We start from the raw sequence: 15,715 nt of genomic DNA, 5'->3' as shown, positions 1-15,715 counted from the left end.
CGAAAGAAGCCATCAACCATCATTTTTAATATAAAACAACATTATTTGTTATATTTTATTATAAAAAATAACATTAAAATAAAATATTTTGTTTTTATATACGTTATAGCGGTATTATTAACAATTTAAACATAATAGCCATGAAACTTCACAAATTAAACACAAGTCATTTACAGTATGTAGAATCCGGACAATTTATCATCCGATTCCTGACTGACTTTAAGAACTCTACTCTGGTACCGACAGAAGATGCCGAATTCAATGCCCTCTACCAGAGCCTCCTGCAACAATCCCCTATTTATGACCGCGCACTGATGCAGATCCAAAGCTGGGCCGAATCTAAAAAACTGATGGATCTGGATTACATCCGAGACAGAAAGATGACGACGGTACGCACTGTGGTCAGCACGTTCCGACACACCGATGATGAAGACGAAAAGAAAGCCTACGACCTCCTCATGACCCTGCTCAGGACCTATAAACGTGTAGAACACATGAATTTTGAAGCCGAAAGCCTGGCACTAGACAACTTTATCGCCGAAATACGAAGCACGCGGTTTTCGGCGGCCGCCACAAAGCTTGGACTCGAAAAACACCTGATGAATCTGGAAATGGCGAATACCAACTTCAAGACGCTGTTCAGCAACCGTTCGACCAACATCAACACCACCGAGGTTTTTGATACCAAGGCGCTCCGCAAAAAGATATTGGAAACCTATAAAGACCTGGCCGAATATGTGCTAGTGATGGCAAAAAGAAAAAACACGCCGTTTTATGCAGAACTGCTTACGATCTTGAACACCGGAAGAAGCTATTTTTCTGACCTGATCGCCCGCCGAAAAGGCACGGCTGCGGGTACCGATCCGAGAATATAACGAACTATAAATCAACAAACAATCCCGACATAATGCCGGGATTGTCTGTTTTATCACCTTTCCTGTTTTTCTGCTAGCGCATCAAGCTATACCAAATGGCAAGCGCATTGATCGTTTTTATCTTGTTCATGTTATCCCCTTCCTGAAGCATCAAGGACACCTTTTCTCGTATCGCGCCAATGGCCACATACATTCTATTGTAGACCGCCTTTTCGTCAATATCCAGCAATTTGGCCGTCTCTTCGGTCGACAGGTCATCCCTCCACCGGTGGTTAAACACCTTTTGGGTCAAGTCGGGCAGCGTAGCAATGATTTCGTCAATAAGCGTGTAGATTTCCTTTTCCTCTATCTCTTCCGAAATATGCGTATAGATCAAGGTGCGCGAAAGCAGGTCGAAATCATCCCCGCTATTGGAAACTATCTTTTTGCTCAGATGCGCGCGGATGTAATCCAGCACGCGGTACGTAAAAAAATGCAGCAGATAATTCTTCGCATTGCCCGACGCATCCGTTTTGATCTGCTGGGGATGCAGCCAAAACTGCGCCCAGAATTCCTGAGTAATCTCTTCGGTGATCTCTTCACTGCCTACCCGATTATAGGCCCATCTATAAAGCAAGGCGGCGTAGCGATTATAAAATTCATAAAAGGCCGCGTTGTCTTTATTCGTAATCCTCTCGATAAGGACTTGGTCTGGAGTTTTCATTTGGTCCAATTTTCTACAGTTTTGTAGACGCTGAATAAGAAGAACAGCGCAAATGTATCACAAAAAAGACCCCCTTGATTTTATAAAAAAAGGCTTAACGCATTCTTAATGTTTTCATAATGAGTTTCGATAAGAAATCGGAGGCACTGCTTACGATTATCTATAGAGAAGAACAAAACACATGAATAAGAAGCTGAATCAAGAAGAACAAGACAAAAAAAAGCTCCTCTGGTTTTTGTGGCTGCACGATTACTTCCACAGATACTATACCAAGCAGGCCACCGAAAAAGAAATCGAGATCATTAAAAACTGGAATCCCGAAAAGCTGACCGGCTCTTCATTTGAAGCCTCCGAAAGCCAAGTCAAAAAAGGAATCGAAAAGGTATGGGAAACGATATCGGCCCAATACGGATTTGCCGCGCCAGAACGTCAGCCAGTAAAAGTATTCAGGCTCCGCCAGCTGCTGCCGTATGCTGCCGCTATTGTAGTCCTGCTGATGGCTTCTGCCACCGCTTATCAATACAACACCTATGATACGGTGCAGAGCTTAGGCTATCTGTTTTCGGACAAGATGGGGTACCAGACCGATAAAGGCGATGTCAAAAAGTTTACCCTTCCCGACGGCTCCATCATTACGCTAAACGGAAGTACTTCCCTCGCCTTTGTAAAAGACGAATTCAACAGCAAGGAAAGAGAAATCTGGCTCGAAGACGGCGAAGTCTTTTTTGAAGTAGCCAAGAATCCGCACAAGCCCTTTATCATCCATACGCAAGAGGCCGATGTGGTGGTGAGAGGAACCTCCTTCAGCGTAACGGCCTATGGCGAACTGCACAAAAGCAGCGTGGCGGTACGCACCGGAAAAGTAGAAGTGCGAAAAGACAACCAGATCCACACGCTCCTTCCATCACAAAAAGCAATCATCGATAAAAAGAAAGACGCTGTCAGCCTATCCCAGATAGAAACCTCAAACATTGCGACGTGGCGAGCGGGCGACCTGACGCTCAACCATTCTGATGCCGACGAGCTGCTCCTTAGAATGGAACAGCATTTTGACATCGACATCAAGATGCAGCCGGGCCTCTTGCAAGACATCAATTTCAGCGCCTCTTTTGAAAAAGAAACCTCCCTGCCAACGATGCTCGATGTGATCTCAGACATCTACAGCGTGCGCTATACAATTAAAAACAACACCGTAACCCTATACAAATAAACGCAGCGAACAGCTCGCACGAACATTATGAAAAATTGGTTCCTATTTACAGCACTAGTGCTCTTATTTTTTGCCCCCTCTTTACATGCCCAGCAAGACATCTCCTTTCCCGAAGAAACTTTGGAATCGCGCATACTGCGTATCGAAAAACTAAGCAACATCAGCATTGCGTTTGACCACAAGCAGACAGGAGCCGTAAAAGTGCCTGCCTATGCCGCCAAAAACCAAACGTGGGAAAAAGCCCTCGAAGCCTCCCTTTCCGGCACCAACTTTATGCTTAAAAAGAGCGGAAACAACTATGCCGTTGTGCCAAAAACAGCTCCTGCTTCTAAAAAAAACGGCACGGTAAAGGGAAAAGTAGTCGATGATTTCGGACTTGCCCTTCCCGGAGCCAACATCACCGTAGCAGGAACAACCCAAGGCGTACAGACCGACAACAATGGAAGTTTTTCGCTGTCGCTAGAAGAAGGCATCCACAATCTAGAGATAAGCTATATTTCATACCAGACGCAGCGCATCACGGGAGTGAAGGTAAAAGCGGGCGAAGTGACAGACCTTAACGCAGTCCTGAAATCCGATGCCATGGGATTGAACGAAGTAGTCATCACGGTAGACTATAACGCTGCTTCTACGCAAGGACTGCTGATGCAGCAAAAGAGAGCCGCACAGATGAGCGACGGTATTTCGGCCGAACAGATTGCCAAAACACCCGACAGCGACGTAGGGGCCACATTAAAAAGAATTACCGGAATTACCACAGTAGACAACAAATATGTAGTCGTTCGATCTATGGGAGAACGCTGGAATACCGCTGCCATGGACGGCATCAACCTGCCGAGTACGGAAGCCTACAACCAGAACTTTTCGTTTGATATTATTCCGACTGCCATGGTAGAGAGCGTCGTGGTCAGCAAGACCGCTACTCCCGACATGAATGCCAGCTTTGCAGGAGGCTATGTAGAAGTGCGCACCAAAGATATTCCAGAAAAAGATTTTTTCTCTTTTAGCTGGGGCACCTCGTACAATACCGAGGCCACTTTCAAAAATTTCTTATCGCGGCAAAGAGGCGAAGCGGATTATTTTGGGTACGACGACGGCACGCGGTCTTTTCCGAAAGGGCTGGTCGCTACCAGTTGGGACAATCCGCTGTTTTTTGAACAGTCCAAACGCTTTACGAACGATAATTTCACCACCTACAACTCAAAGGCCGATCCCGGCTCTAGCTTTCAGCTGGCTATGGGACGAAGCTTTGAGATGAAAAACAACAACAAATGGGGTTTTGCCGCCGCCGTTACGTTACGAAACGAGCAGACCAAACTAGATATAGAGCATACCGGAAGAGGAAACTGGCTAGATACTGCCGCTTTCGTAAGCAATTGGGAAGAAGCAGGCGTAGCGCCCGTAAGCTTCTTTGACTTTAAAAACAAAGGCGCGTCGTATACCTACAATTCGACGCTGGCTGCGATGTTTAATACGGGGGTACAATTGGGCAACAGCCGCCTGTCGTTTCGCAATTCGTATACGCACCTGTATGACAACACGCTGACCACCATTACCGGCTGGAATGAATATACGGGAGGCAGCGGACAGCCTGGAGCAGCAGAAGCGGCCTATGATTATTTTTATAACGGCGTAGTCCCGAACAACGATCCGGCTACCATCCCTTCATTAGACAGGCCGTATACAGATAATGTGAATTATCCGGTCTACCAGACCTTGCTGCAGAACAAGCTGGAAGGCAGCCATAAGCTAGGCGATATAGAGCTGGACTGGTTTGCTGCCCGAACCAGCGTGGCTTCGGATACGAAAGACCTGACACAGAACCTGACGTATTATAGTTTTATTGGCCGCGAGATCATGGAATACCACCAGATCTATAACTCGGGAAATAACTTTACGAGAGCCTATATAGAGAGCATGGAAACGGATTATAATTATGGTGCTTCTTTCAAATGGAACCTAGATGCGGGAGAGTTTAAGAATGGTATAAAAGTGGGTTATGCAGGTACGATGAAAAGCAATACGAACCAGCAAGAAAAGTTTTTCTTGAGGGTAGACGAAAATAGGCCCGATGTGCTGCCAAGCGACAGGAACTCCCTGTTTATGGTCGGTCCGCTTAGCGAATGGTTTGACGGCTCAAAATATGTGCAAGGAGGCATCGGCTGGCAGACTCTGCCGCTGTATAAGGATTCCAAATATGAGGGAGAAGTAAAACAGCATGCCCCTTATATCATGTTTGACAACCGCTGGAAAAACAAGTTTCGTCTGGTGTGGGGCGCAAGGGCAGAGTATTTTAAGTATGACCTGATTTCGCAGCAACTAGACCCGAACGACTCTAGAAATTTACTAAAAGAACCTATTAAGGATAAGGTGTGGCAGTTTATGCCGTCGGTTAATTTTACGTACAACCCAATCAACAGCATGAACGTAAGGCTGGCATACAACAAATCGGTCATACGTCCACAATTTAATGAACGAACGGGCCTGCCGTATATTGATCCTGTTGCCAATGCGATGATCTACAATACAGAAATGACCTCATCGGTCATCAACAACTATGATTTTAAATTTGAGTGGTTTCCAGGTCTGGGCGAAATCCTTTCGGCAGGGATCTACTATAAAGATATCGAGCGTCCGATTGAACGCGAAGGCTATATTTCGAACGAAGGAAACCTGTACCTCTATAACGGGAATTCAAAAAATGCACGGCTAAAAGGCTTTGAGATAGAGGTAAGAAAGAACTTGGGTTTTATTTATCCTAACACTTTTCTTGAAAATCTTTTTGTCAGCGGGAATTTCACCTATAACGAAACGCAAGTTACGGCTTTTAAAAACCGCTATGATACGACCAATAAGGGAGAGACATATAAAGTGGACAGGCCTTTGTATGGGCAGACGCCTTATGCGTATAACTTGGGAATGGTGTATGAAGGAGACCGTTTGGGAGCCAGCTTTTTATACAATGCCAAAGGCGACCAATACATCACGGTAGGCTACGCCTATAATGCCGAGGAAATACAGCGCCCTTATGCCGTAGCAGACGCACAGATTGCCTTTAAGTTTTTAAAGAAGAAAAACTTGGAGATAAAATTCAATGCCAAAAACCTTTTTGACCGCGTAAAGGAATACTATAACAATTTCAATTCCTATACGGTTTCGCGAGGCGTAGGGAGCGAGTTCGGAACGATACGAGAAAGCTTAGGACTCTTGCCTGGCGCAACAGACAAGTATGATAAGGATATTGACAAGATTATTTTCCGTGCCCGTACCGGAAGAACTTTCGGAATGAGCATCAGCCTAACTTTTTAAACCTATGCCTATGATATAAGCCCGATACGCAAGACCTCCCATCAAAAAATAAATCTGTCCCCTGCCTTTACTCCGCTAGGCATGAAACAGCAAAAAGAAACACAGCCGGAGAAACACAACAAAAAATATTAAAAAATGAAAAATCTATTACTAGTAGCAGCTTTATTGCTTTCAAACCTATTTTATGGACAACTTCCGGTCTGGGTCAATTCCTTTGATTCTGCCGATGATATGGCGGGCTGGACCTTTCACGACCTGAATGCCAACGGAAATAAATGGATGCAGGGACCAAACATATACTATAACGGCACATCGCTAGCCTATGGCGAATCGGGCGTGCTTCGTTTTTCTATCAGCAACGTGCCTTCTGGCAATGCAACCGGTTTTGCTACCGAAAATGACTGGGTAATTTCTCCTGAAATCGACCTGACATCGGCTTCGGGTACGATAACGCTTGCGGCCTATATCGGAAGACAAAGAACGACCCACGTTTCGTTGGGAAGGTATGTATACATTTATGTAAGCACGCCAGAAAAACAAGTTCCTGAACTATCCGATTTTCAAGCACTGGCGGTAGATGCCGATGGCAATCAAGTAAACTACCCGTATGAGATGGTTGCGGGCCAGGGTGCTACTCCGTTTCCTAAAGACCTGACAGAATTTGCGGAAAGTCTTGAGGATATTTCGGTCTTCGCTGGAAAAAAGATCTACATCGGCCTATGGTCAAACAGAATCAGTTCGGGTACGACAGGCGGCAGAAACGTGCAGAACATTAATATCGACGAAATCGGCATTTATGCTACGGCATTAGGCACAAAAGATATCCAAAATGGCGCGGCTACCAAGATACTGCAAAACCCTGCTGCATCAGAATTGGTATTGGAGCTTAATCCGGCATTGGCACCAGAACAGACAACAGTTACGATATATACGATGTTAGGTCAGAAAGTAATGGCAATGCCGTATGCGGCCCGCACAGATGTGGCGTCTTTAGCAAATGGCACCTACCTGATTACGATTACTGACGGCACTACGGTAGATAGGCTTAAGTTTATCAAGAAATAGGCAACAACGCCAAAAAACATATCCCGCACCGGAACGAACAGGTGCGGGAAATATAAAATGTAATCATAATTAAATGAAAAAGACATTAGTATTTATAATGGGATTGTTGGTTCTGGCTTCTTGTGAAGGCGAGCTTACCGATGCTGTTGATGCCGCTCAAAAACCAGGAACGGTAAAAATAAAAGGCTATTCGAGCCCTCATGCCGTACAGTTCAGGTTTAACGGAGAGCCGGTGATAATCAACCAGCAGAGCAGCTATGCCAATAATATTGAAACTACCTTGCAGTTTGTTTTAGACAGGGGTGAAAGAGATCTGTTGGGCATTTATGATAACGAGACGGGCAATGAATTGGCGAAGTATGACATCACGTATGACAACATTGACGATTACAAGGAGCTGTATTTCTTTAACCTGCCTGATATTTTTCTGGAGACGTATGCCGTCAAGCCAACCGTAAATATCGGAAGAGTAGGCTTTGTATTTATTTTTCCGAATTTGGGAGAATTCTCGGGCTCCGGATTGGAAACGGTAAAGGGAGTACTGAAAAGAGAAAACGGAACGGTGCTAGCACAATTTGAGAACATCGGGAAAGAGAATTTTTCGGAACTAAAAGTCTATAGTTTTTTTAGCGCCACGGCACCGGTGTATTTAGAATTGTATAAACCAGGAACGACCGAGCCTTATGCGGGTACTGCTCCGATACGAGTGCAGCTCATCCAGACCGTTGGGGCCAATATGATTGTGCTACAGGAAAAAATAGAGAACGGCAATCTGGTGGTCAAAGGGGATATCGATATTGCAGATTATTTGAATTAATCTGTGGGCTGGATTGCAAGCCAGCTTTTAGAAACAAAATAATTGTCTAGACAACCGGCGGCCACGGTTCAAATAGTGTACAAATGATAAAAATAGATACCAAAGACCACGAACAATTGGTAGAGATTTACGGCAGATATAAAGAATATCACAACCTATATGGAGATAGTACTATTTCTGAAGAACAAGATCAAGCCATCAGAAATAAGGCGACAGAGCTCCAAGGAACCTACGATTATTACAAAATATTAGTGCTGGAACTTGAAAAGTGCATCGGCAGCTACCATTCCATCCGAAACTCCTTAAAGTCAAAGATATATCCGCCTGCTCGAAAAATGAATACTATAAACAGAAAGAAGAAATAGTTTTGTATTCTTACATACACCCATAGAAAATTAATCCAGACAGCAATGTCTGGATTTTTGTTTGTATAAGATTTATCCAAAAAAGTATAAGACACAATCCAAAAAAGTAACGGACATTTATACGTACAAAAACATACTTATGAAAAAATTCATACGTAACAACAGCCTCTCCTTAGTGTTCCTGCTCCTCTTTATAGTATCGCTTGTCGGGCAGACGCTAACTGGATATCGAGAACACAACAAAGAACTTCACGAAGACGGTGTCGCACCAATACCGCTCTCAGAATACCTCCATACAGGCCATTTTATCCAAGCGACTTTCGAAAACTGGGAAAGCGAATTCCTGCAGATGGCGCTATTTGTAGTCTTGGCCATCTTTCTGCAACAGAAAGGTTCTTCAGAATCCAAAGATTTTGACAAGACCGAAGAAGTAGACCGAGAGCCCTCAAAAAGAAGAAAAGACGCACCTTGGCCTGTCAAGGCAGGCGGGTGGATCATGGGACTCTACAAAAACTCGCTGACGATTGCCCTGTTCCTGCTCTTTTTGGCCTCATTTGTCCTGCATTTTTACGGAAGCCTGAAAGACGAAAACGAACAGCTGGCTTTACAAGGACTGCCACAACAAACACCGCTTGCCTATCTTGGCGATTCCAGATTCTGGTTTGAATCCTTCCAGAACTGGCAGAGCGAATTTCTTTCGGTATTGGCAATCATCGTCCTCTCCATCTTCTTGCGCCAGAAAGGATCGCCACAGTCTAAGCCTGTAGATGCTCCGAATAGCGAAACAGGAGGATCGTAAAAAATACAAGGTCTTTTCCGTCTAAATCCGGAAAAGGAAAGTACCCTTGTCCAGTCCCGAAGTATGGAACTGCCAGTTGATCTTGAGCACCTCGCGTAGCGATTGTTTTAGCACTTCGAAATCGTTGGGCTTTTTGATATAGATATTAGCACCCCCAACAAAAGTAGCGTGCACGTCGGTTTCGGAACTCGAAGACGAATAAATGGCGATAGACAAGTCTTTGAAACGACTATGGCGACGTATTTCCGTCAGGCAGTCGTCATACTTTGTACATAACATGTTCAGGTCGAGGAACAAGATATGAGGCAACTTTTCGTTTCCTGGATCGTGGAGGTAATCCAGGAGTTCATCCCCATTTTTGAAAAGAGTTAATTCCACATCCAGATTTAGTTCCTCAATAGCCTCCCTAAAAAGCTCGCGGTCATCTTGGTCATCGTCCGCCAGCACGATATGCATTTTCCCTTCTTTTGCCATAGATAATAGTTAATTAAGTTAGTTTGTATGTGCGATTTTTTTTCGTTCACTGATAATTTTCTTGAATGCGGAAGGCGAAAGCCCCGTCATTTTTTTAAACTGTCCCGACAGGTGGGCAACGCTGCTGTAGCTGAGCAGGTGCGATATTTCCGTCAGTGACAAATCGTGCAGCAGCAGCTTTTTGGCCCGTTCTATTTTTTGGAGTATGATATAATTCTCGATCGACGTATGCGTATGCTCCGAAAATACGGCAGATATATAATTGTAGTTCATCTGCAGCCGTTCTGCCAGATAATGCGATATCTTGGAGCTTGGCAGCTTGTCTCGCCCTACCATATCGATAATCGTATTCTTGATCCGCTGGATCAGCTGGCTCTTTTGGTCATCGAGAATATCGATGCCGTAGCGCTTCAAGTTAGCCTGCAATGTCATGAAAATGGCAGGAGGTACCTTTTTCTTGATTACGATTTCGCCCAGTTCTTCAAGCTCATAATCAATCCCCAGGCCTGTCAGCTGTTCTTGCATAATCGCACGGCAGGCCGCATTAATATCATATTTAATGTAGGTCTTCTTCATAAATAAGTGCTTGGTTTAATGGTCGTATAAATATAATAATAAAAAGGTTTCGAACTACAATTTTGGGAAACCCTTAGCATGTGAGTCCATTCCGTTAAAAACCGAAAAGCAAAAAAACAGCCACAAAAGCACGAAGACTTTTTAATAAACCGCTAATTGTTTTATTTTTGCACCATGGCCTCGTAGTTCAATGGATAGAATGGGAGTTTCCTAAACTTTTGATGCAGGTTCGATCCCCGCCGAGGCTACAAACGATAATTCCTAAATAAAAAAAGGCTTCTCAAAATAGAGAAGCCTTTTTTCCTTCCACAAAAGTTAAACTTCTCAGAAACAGCTTTCAAAATCATCTTCACGATTGTAACTTTATAAGACAAGGCTTCCATTAGCTATTGTCCCTTTTGCTATGAAACAAAAGTTGCTCCTATTTAACGACAAGGGCATCTATTGCCCGCAGGCTGATGTATATCTTGATCCATGGCGGCCCGTAAAGAACGCCATCATCACCCACGGACATGCCGACCACTCGCGATGGGGACACCAGCACTATATTACCCACCACATGAACGTGCCCATCATCAAGCACCGTTTGGGCAGTATCGTGGTGACAGGCAAAGAATGGGGAGAAACCTTTACGATAAACGGCGTCAAATTCTCGCTGCATCCAGCAGGCCATATCATTGGCAGTTCGCAGGTTCGAGTAGAATACAAAGGAGAAGTATGGGTATTCACGGGAGATTATAAGACCGAAGACGACGGCATTTCTACACCCTATGAAGCCATCAAATGCCATACGCTGATTACCGAAAATACTTTTGGCCTTCCCGCCTTTAGATGGCTCCCGCAAGCCGAAGTTATGGACGACATCAACAAATGGTGGGCGCAAAACAAGGCAGAAGGCAAGACCTCTGTGCTTTTTGGATATACCTTGGGCAAGGCACAGCGCCTGCTGAAATATCTTGATCCGCACATAGGCCCGATCTATACCCACGGAGCAGTCGAAAACATGACCGAAGTATTGCGGACTATGGTCGATTTTCCTGCTACGATACGCATTACTCCAGAAACCAAAAAAGAAGCCTTCCCTGGAAGCATGGTGCTGGCACCACCGAGTGCGCATGGTACCGTCTGGATCCGGAAGATGGCACCTTATGTTACCGCTTCCGCAAGCGGATGGATGGCCTTTCGCGGTGCCCGAAGACGCAGGGCGATTGATAAAGGTTTTGCGCTCAGCGACCACTGCGACTGGCAGGGATTGCTGGAAAGCGTACAGGCAACCGGAGCCGAAAGAATAATTTGCACGCATGGCTACAGCGAGATATTCAGTGCCTACCTCCGCGAGATCGGCTACGATGCCGTTACGGAAAACACCCAATACCAAGGTGATGAAGAAGAGCCAAGCGATGCCAAAGAAAACGAAGCCGAAAACCCAGAAGCGCTATGAGAAATTTTGCAGCACTCATAAAAGCACTGGACAGCTCCAACAAGACATCCGTCAAGGTAGATGCCCTGACGGAATACTTCCGCAATGCCAGCGATCCTGACAAGGTATGGACCATCGCACTGCTATCGCACCGGCGTCCGCCGAGACCGGTCAATACTACCCTGCTCAGGCTGTGGGCTTCTGAACTTGCTCATATTCCGCTATGGCTCTTTGAAGAATCCTATCATATCGTAGGCGATCTGGCCGAAACCATAGCCCTCATCATACCCGATGCTAAAGAACACTCCGAAAAAAGCCTGAGCGAATACGTAGGCGAAATGATTGCCCTAAAAACAAAAAGCGATACAGAAAAACGGGAGTACCTCCACGAAAACTGGCTTATGCTCAACTATTACGAACGCTTTGTCTTTACGAAATTAATTACCGGCAGCTTCCGTATCGGCGTAAGCCAGAAACTGATGACGCGTGCCCTTTCCAAAGCCGTAGCTATTGATGAAGACATATTGGCCTATAAACTAATGGGCGACTGGAATCCCAAAAAGATTACTTTCCAAAAGCTGATACTCGAAGAAAAAAGCCAAGACTATCTCTCCAAGCCCTACCCGTTCTACCTCGCCTATGCGCTAGAGTCGGAACCTGAAAACTTGGGCGACTGCAATGACTGGAGCATTGAGCACAAATGGGACGGCATACGGTCGCAGACCATTGTCCGAAATGGAGAGCTCTATCTCTGGAGTCGAGGCGAAGAATTGATTACCGACAAATATCCGGAGTTCCAGAGCTTCCTCGGCAGCATTCCCGACGGTACCGTTATCGACGGTGAAATCCTGCCGTATAAAGAAGGCAAGATAGGCTCCTTTAGCGAGCTTCAGACACGGATTGGGCGCAAGGCACTATCCAAGGCGCTGCTTCTCAAAACGCCAGTTATCATTAAAGCATACGACCTTTTGGAATGGCAGGGCGAAGACCTACGGGAACGCCCGTTTGAAGAAAGAAGGCGTCTGCTCGAACAGCTGTATGACACTATAAAAGGATATGGACTCCCTTTGCAACTTTCGGAACGCATCGAACTGGACAATTGGAAAGCCGTTGCCGAAGAAAGAGCGCGAGCCCGGGAACTGAACAGCGAAGGCCTAATGCTGAAACGCAAGACATCGCCTTATCTCGTAGGCCGCAAAAAAGGCGACTGGTGGAAATGGAAGCTCGAGCCCTTCTCTATCGATGCAGTGCTCACCTACGCCATGCGAGGCAGCGGCCGCAGGGCTACCCTGTTTACCGATTATACCTTTGCGCTTTGGCAAGATAAGGAAGACGGAACCCGAGAGCTCGTCACTTTTGCTAAGGCCTATTCCGGCCTGACCGACGCCGAGTTCAGGATGGTAGACGATTTTATAAAGAAAAACACGTTGGAACGTTTTGGTCCCGTGCGGAGCGTGACACCCAAGCTGGTTTTTGAAATCGGTTTTGAAGGCATCGCGCTTTCCTCTCGACACAAAAGCGGCATAGCCACGCGTTTTCCGCGTATATTGAGATGGCGTACCGATAAAAAAATAGAAGACGCCAACACGATTGAAGACTTAAAGAGTATGATCCCGAAATAAACGTCAGAAACACCATGAACAGGCACGAACTTTTTGACATAGCCAAAGGCTGGTTTGCTAGCAAAGGTTGGAAACCCTATGCCTTCCAGCTGCAGGCATGGGAAGCTTTCCTCCAAGGAAAGAACGGCCTGCTCAATGCCCCGACAGGCAGCGGCAAGACCTATGCCCTGTGGATACCGATCATGCTCGACTATATCAAAAAGAACCCTCAGTACAAGACAAAACACGCGCCAGGCCTAAAAGCGATATGGGTGACGCCGCTCCGAGCCTTGTCTGTCGAAATAAAACAGGCCGCCGAAAGAGCTGCCTACGATTTAGAAACCGGCCTGACAGTAGGCATCCGTACCGGCGATACCTCATCGTCTGAAAAAAGCAAACAGAAAACCAAGATGCCCGACCTGCTCGTTACCACGCCCGAAAGCCTGCAGCTCATGTTGGCTTCCAAAGGCTATGATACTATTTTTAAAGGCTGTGCTGCCATCATCATAGACGAATGGCATGAGCTCTTAGGTACCAAGCGCGGCGTACAGACCGAATTGGCGCTGTCGAGGCTAAAGACGATAGCACCCAAGCTCCGCATTTGGGGAATATCGGCAACCATCGGCAATCTTGATCAGGCGCGGGAAGTATTGCTCGGGCCGGAATCTGAAGCGTTCCAAAATTCGACACTTGTCAAGGCGCATATCCATAAAAAGATAAAAGTCCAGTCGATCATCCCTGAAAAAATGGACACGTATCCGTGGAGAGGCCACATGGGACTCCATCTTATCGATGAAGTGGCCAAAATCATCAAGGCCAGCAAGACAACCCTTGTGTTTACCAACGTAAGGGCCCAATGCGAAATCTGGTTTCAGGCCCTGTTAGAAAAATATCCTGAATTTGCAGGCGACATGGCCATGCACCACGGAAGCATCAGCCGCGAAACAAGGCAGTGGGTAGAACAGGCGGTACGCGATGAACAGCTCAAGGCCGTCATCTGCACCTCCAGCCTTGACCTCGGAGTAGATTTTGCGCCTGTCGAAACCGTCATACAGATTGGCGGGCCCAAAAGCGTGGCGCGGTTCCTGCAGCGTGCCGGACGCAGCGGTCACCGTCCCGGGCAGCAGAGCGTCATTTATTTTCTGGCAACGCATGCCATAGAGCTCGTAGAAGCATCGGCCTTGAAGCGCGCTGTCAAAGAAACAGTAGTAGAAGACCGCATTCCCTATCTGAACAGCTGGGATGTCTTGGTACAATACCTCGTGACCTTAGCGGTATCGGACGGATTTTATCCTTCTGAGATTTATAAAGAGGTAAAAAGCACCTTCTGTTACCAAGCCATGACAGAAGAAAATTGGACGTGGGTGCTTAATTTTATTACCAAAGGAAGCCAAAGCCTCGAAGCCTATGACGAATACAAAAAAGTAGATATAGAATCCGACGGGCTTTTTAAGGTAAACAGTCGAAGTGTCGCGCTTCGTCATCGCATGCAGATGGGCACTATTGTAGGCGATGCGGTCATGAATGTCAAATTTCTCGGCGGCGGTTATATCGGCAGCATCGAAGAATCGTTTGCCTCCAAACTGTATCCCGGAGACGTTTTTATTTTTGCCGGACGCAAGCTAGAACTGTACCGCACAAAAAACATGGAAGTCTTGGTCCGCAGGGCCAATCCGTCTGCAAAAGCACAGCACGCGAGTTGGATGGGAAGCAGGATGACACTTTCGTCCCAGATGAGCGAGCTCTTGCGGCAGGAACTTTATGCGGCCAATGCGCATGCCAGGTCGCCAGAACTGCATGCGCTTGCACCTCTCTTTGCCCGCCAACGCAAGGAATCTATTGTGCCCGATGCAGACGAATTCCTCATAGAAACATTCAAGACCCGCGAAGGCTATCATGCCTTGTTTTATCCTTTTGAGGGCCGTTTTGTGCATGAGGCATTGGCAAGCCTGATGGCGTATCGGATCAGCCTGCTTTCGCCGATTACCTTTTCGCTTGCGTATAATGATTACGGCTTTGAACTCTTGAGCGATACTGAAATCGACATACAGCAGGTATTAGACAATAATCTTTTCACGCCCGAGCACTTGCATCACGATCTTCAGAAAAGCTTGAATGCTACTGAGATTGCCAGAAGAAAATTCAGGGACATATCCGTCATAGCAGGACTGGTTTTTAGTGGATATCCCGGCAGGATTATAAAAACCAAACACCTGCAAAGCGGGTCCCAGCTAATTTTTGAAGTGTTCAGGGATTATGAACCGGATAATTTATTATTGCAACAAGCTTATCGGGAAACATTTGAGCACCAGCTGGAAGAAGGCCGTCTCATTGAAGCCTTGGAGCGCATACAAAACCAGCAGATTGTATGGAAGCCATGCGAGAAGCCGACGCCCTTTAGCTTTCCAATAATCACGGACAGGCTGAGGGAACGATTGTCTACCGAAACGCTGGCAGAACGCATAAAAAAGATGACCGCCAGCTATATGAAATAACGAGCT

At 46.1% G+C, this 15,715-nt stretch carries 13 protein-coding genes and 1 tRNA gene; 11 read left to right on the top strand and 3 right to left on the bottom strand.

The genetic code is table 11. The annotated features are described in order from the left end of the window. Positions 1 to 140 precede the first annotated feature (140 nt). Positions 141 to 875, top strand: coding sequence for a DUF6261 family protein (locus CLV94_RS07835; RefSeq protein WP_121375845.1), 735 nt, complete (start codon positions 141 to 143; stop codon positions 873 to 875). 73 nt (positions 876 to 948) lie between these two features. On the opposite strand, the gene CLV94_RS07830 is transcribed toward CLV94_RS07835, so the two are convergent. Then, positions 949 to 1,578: an RNA polymerase sigma factor gene (locus CLV94_RS07830; RefSeq protein ID WP_121375844.1), complete on the bottom strand. Its 630-nt coding sequence runs from the start codon at positions 1,576 to 1,578 to the stop codon at positions 949 to 951. A gap of 181 nt (positions 1,579 to 1,759) precedes the next feature. On the opposite strand from CLV94_RS07830, the gene CLV94_RS07825 reads away from it, so the two are divergent. The 6 genes from CLV94_RS07825 (at position 1,760) to CLV94_RS07800 (ending at position 9,143) form a co-directional block, all read left to right on the top strand. Next, positions 1,760 to 2,788, top strand: coding sequence for a FecR family protein (locus CLV94_RS07825; protein WP_121375843.1), 1,029 nt, complete (start codon positions 1,760 to 1,762; stop codon positions 2,786 to 2,788). 27 nt (positions 2,789 to 2,815) lie between these two features. After that, positions 2,816 to 6,097: a TonB-dependent receptor gene (locus CLV94_RS07820; protein WP_121375842.1), complete on the top strand. Its 3,282-nt coding sequence runs from the start codon at positions 2,816 to 2,818 to the stop codon at positions 6,095 to 6,097. 135 nt (positions 6,098 to 6,232) lie between these two features. Further along, positions 6,233 to 7,162, top strand: a complete 930-nt coding sequence (locus CLV94_RS07815) for a T9SS-dependent choice-of-anchor J family protein (protein WP_121375841.1) — start codon at positions 6,233 to 6,235, stop codon at positions 7,160 to 7,162. Between the two features lie 73 nt (positions 7,163 to 7,235). After that, entirely contained in the window at positions 7,236 to 7,979 is a 744-nt protein-coding gene (locus CLV94_RS07810) for a hypothetical protein (RefSeq protein WP_245982490.1), read from the top strand. Positions 7,980 to 8,062: 83 nt separating this feature from the next. After that, complete coding sequence (locus CLV94_RS07805; RefSeq protein WP_121375839.1) at positions 8,063 to 8,344, top strand: hypothetical protein; 282 nt, start codon at positions 8,063 to 8,065, stop codon at positions 8,342 to 8,344. Positions 8,345 to 8,483: 139 nt separating this feature from the next. After that, complete coding sequence (locus CLV94_RS07800) at positions 8,484 to 9,143, top strand: DUF6766 family protein (protein WP_121376266.1); 660 nt, start codon at positions 8,484 to 8,486, stop codon at positions 9,141 to 9,143. A gap of 21 nt (positions 9,144 to 9,164) precedes the next feature. Here the strand turns inward: CLV94_RS07800 and CLV94_RS07795 are convergent, their stop codons facing one another. Then, positions 9,165 to 9,617: a response regulator gene (locus CLV94_RS07795; RefSeq protein ID WP_121375838.1), complete on the bottom strand. Its 453-nt coding sequence runs from the start codon at positions 9,615 to 9,617 to the stop codon at positions 9,165 to 9,167. Positions 9,618 to 9,635: 18 nt separating this feature from the next. Continuing rightward, a complete protein-coding gene (locus tag CLV94_RS07790) occupies positions 9,636 to 10,193 on the bottom strand; it encodes a helix-turn-helix domain-containing protein (protein ID WP_121375837.1) in 558 nt (185 codons plus the stop codon). A 176-nt stretch (positions 10,194 to 10,369) separates the two neighbouring features. On the opposite strand from CLV94_RS07790, the gene CLV94_RS07785 reads away from it, so the two are divergent. From CLV94_RS07785 to CLV94_RS07770, 4 genes are all read left to right on the top strand, one after another. Then, positions 10,370 to 10,441: transfer RNA gene (locus CLV94_RS07785), tRNA-Arg, on the top strand. A gap of 155 nt (positions 10,442 to 10,596) precedes the next feature. After that, positions 10,597 to 11,634 (top strand): ligase-associated DNA damage response exonuclease, encoded by a 1,038-nt coding sequence (locus CLV94_RS07780; RefSeq protein ID WP_121375836.1) that lies wholly within the window; start codon positions 10,597 to 10,599, stop codon positions 11,632 to 11,634. Next, entirely contained in the window at positions 11,631 to 13,235 is a 1,605-nt protein-coding gene (locus CLV94_RS07775) for an ATP-dependent DNA ligase (protein ID WP_121375835.1), read from the top strand. The genes CLV94_RS07780 and CLV94_RS07775 overlap by 4 nt, the downstream gene beginning before the upstream one ends. Positions 13,236 to 13,249: 14 nt before the next feature. Beyond that, positions 13,250 to 15,709, top strand: a complete 2,460-nt coding sequence (locus tag CLV94_RS07770) for a ligase-associated DNA damage response DEXH box helicase (protein ID WP_121375834.1) — start codon at positions 13,250 to 13,252, stop codon at positions 15,707 to 15,709. Positions 15,710 to 15,715 lie beyond the last annotated feature (6 nt).

The sequence above is a fragment of the Flavobacterium endophyticum genome (assembly GCF_003634455.1).
Lineage (GTDB): Bacteria > Bacteroidota > Bacteroidia > Flavobacteriales > Flavobacteriaceae > Flavobacterium > Flavobacterium endophyticum.
Note: the sequence above shows the minus strand (reverse complement) of the source record. Positions and strands in the feature narration are given on the sequence as shown.

Bases quoted from the DNA above. Each gene is read 5' to 3' on its own strand.
- CLV94_RS07825 (WP_121375843.1), top strand. From the start codon at position 1,760: ATGAATAAGAAGCTGAATCAAGAAGAACAAGACAAAAAAAAGCTCCTC.
- CLV94_RS07790 (WP_121375837.1), bottom strand. From the start codon at position 10,193: ATGAAGAAGACCTACATTAAATATGATATTAATGCGGCCTGCCGTGCG.
- CLV94_RS07800 (WP_121376266.1), top strand. From the start codon at position 8,484: ATGAAAAAATTCATACGTAACAACAGCCTCTCCTTAGTGTTCCTGCTC.
- CLV94_RS07835 (WP_121375845.1), top strand. From the start codon at position 141: ATGAAACTTCACAAATTAAACACAAGTCATTTACAGTATGTAGAATCC.
- CLV94_RS07795 (WP_121375838.1), bottom strand. From the start codon at position 9,617: ATGGCAAAAGAAGGGAAAATGCATATCGTGCTGGCGGACGATGACCAA.
- CLV94_RS07805 (WP_121375839.1), top strand. From the start codon at position 8,063: ATGATAAAAATAGATACCAAAGACCACGAACAATTGGTAGAGATTTAC.
- CLV94_RS07775 (WP_121375835.1), top strand. From the start codon at position 11,631: ATGAGAAATTTTGCAGCACTCATAAAAGCACTGGACAGCTCCAACAAG.
- CLV94_RS07815 (WP_121375841.1), top strand. From the start codon at position 6,233: ATGAAAAATCTATTACTAGTAGCAGCTTTATTGCTTTCAAACCTATTT.
- CLV94_RS07830 (WP_121375844.1), bottom strand. From the start codon at position 1,578: ATGAAAACTCCAGACCAAGTCCTTATCGAGAGGATTACGAATAAAGAC.
- CLV94_RS07810 (WP_245982490.1), top strand. From the start codon at position 7,236: ATGAAAAAGACATTAGTATTTATAATGGGATTGTTGGTTCTGGCTTCT.
- CLV94_RS07780 (WP_121375836.1), top strand. From the start codon at position 10,597: ATGAAACAAAAGTTGCTCCTATTTAACGACAAGGGCATCTATTGCCCG.
- CLV94_RS07770 (WP_121375834.1), top strand. From the start codon at position 13,250: ATGAACAGGCACGAACTTTTTGACATAGCCAAAGGCTGGTTTGCTAGC.
- CLV94_RS07820 (WP_121375842.1), top strand. From the start codon at position 2,816: ATGAAAAATTGGTTCCTATTTACAGCACTAGTGCTCTTATTTTTTGCC.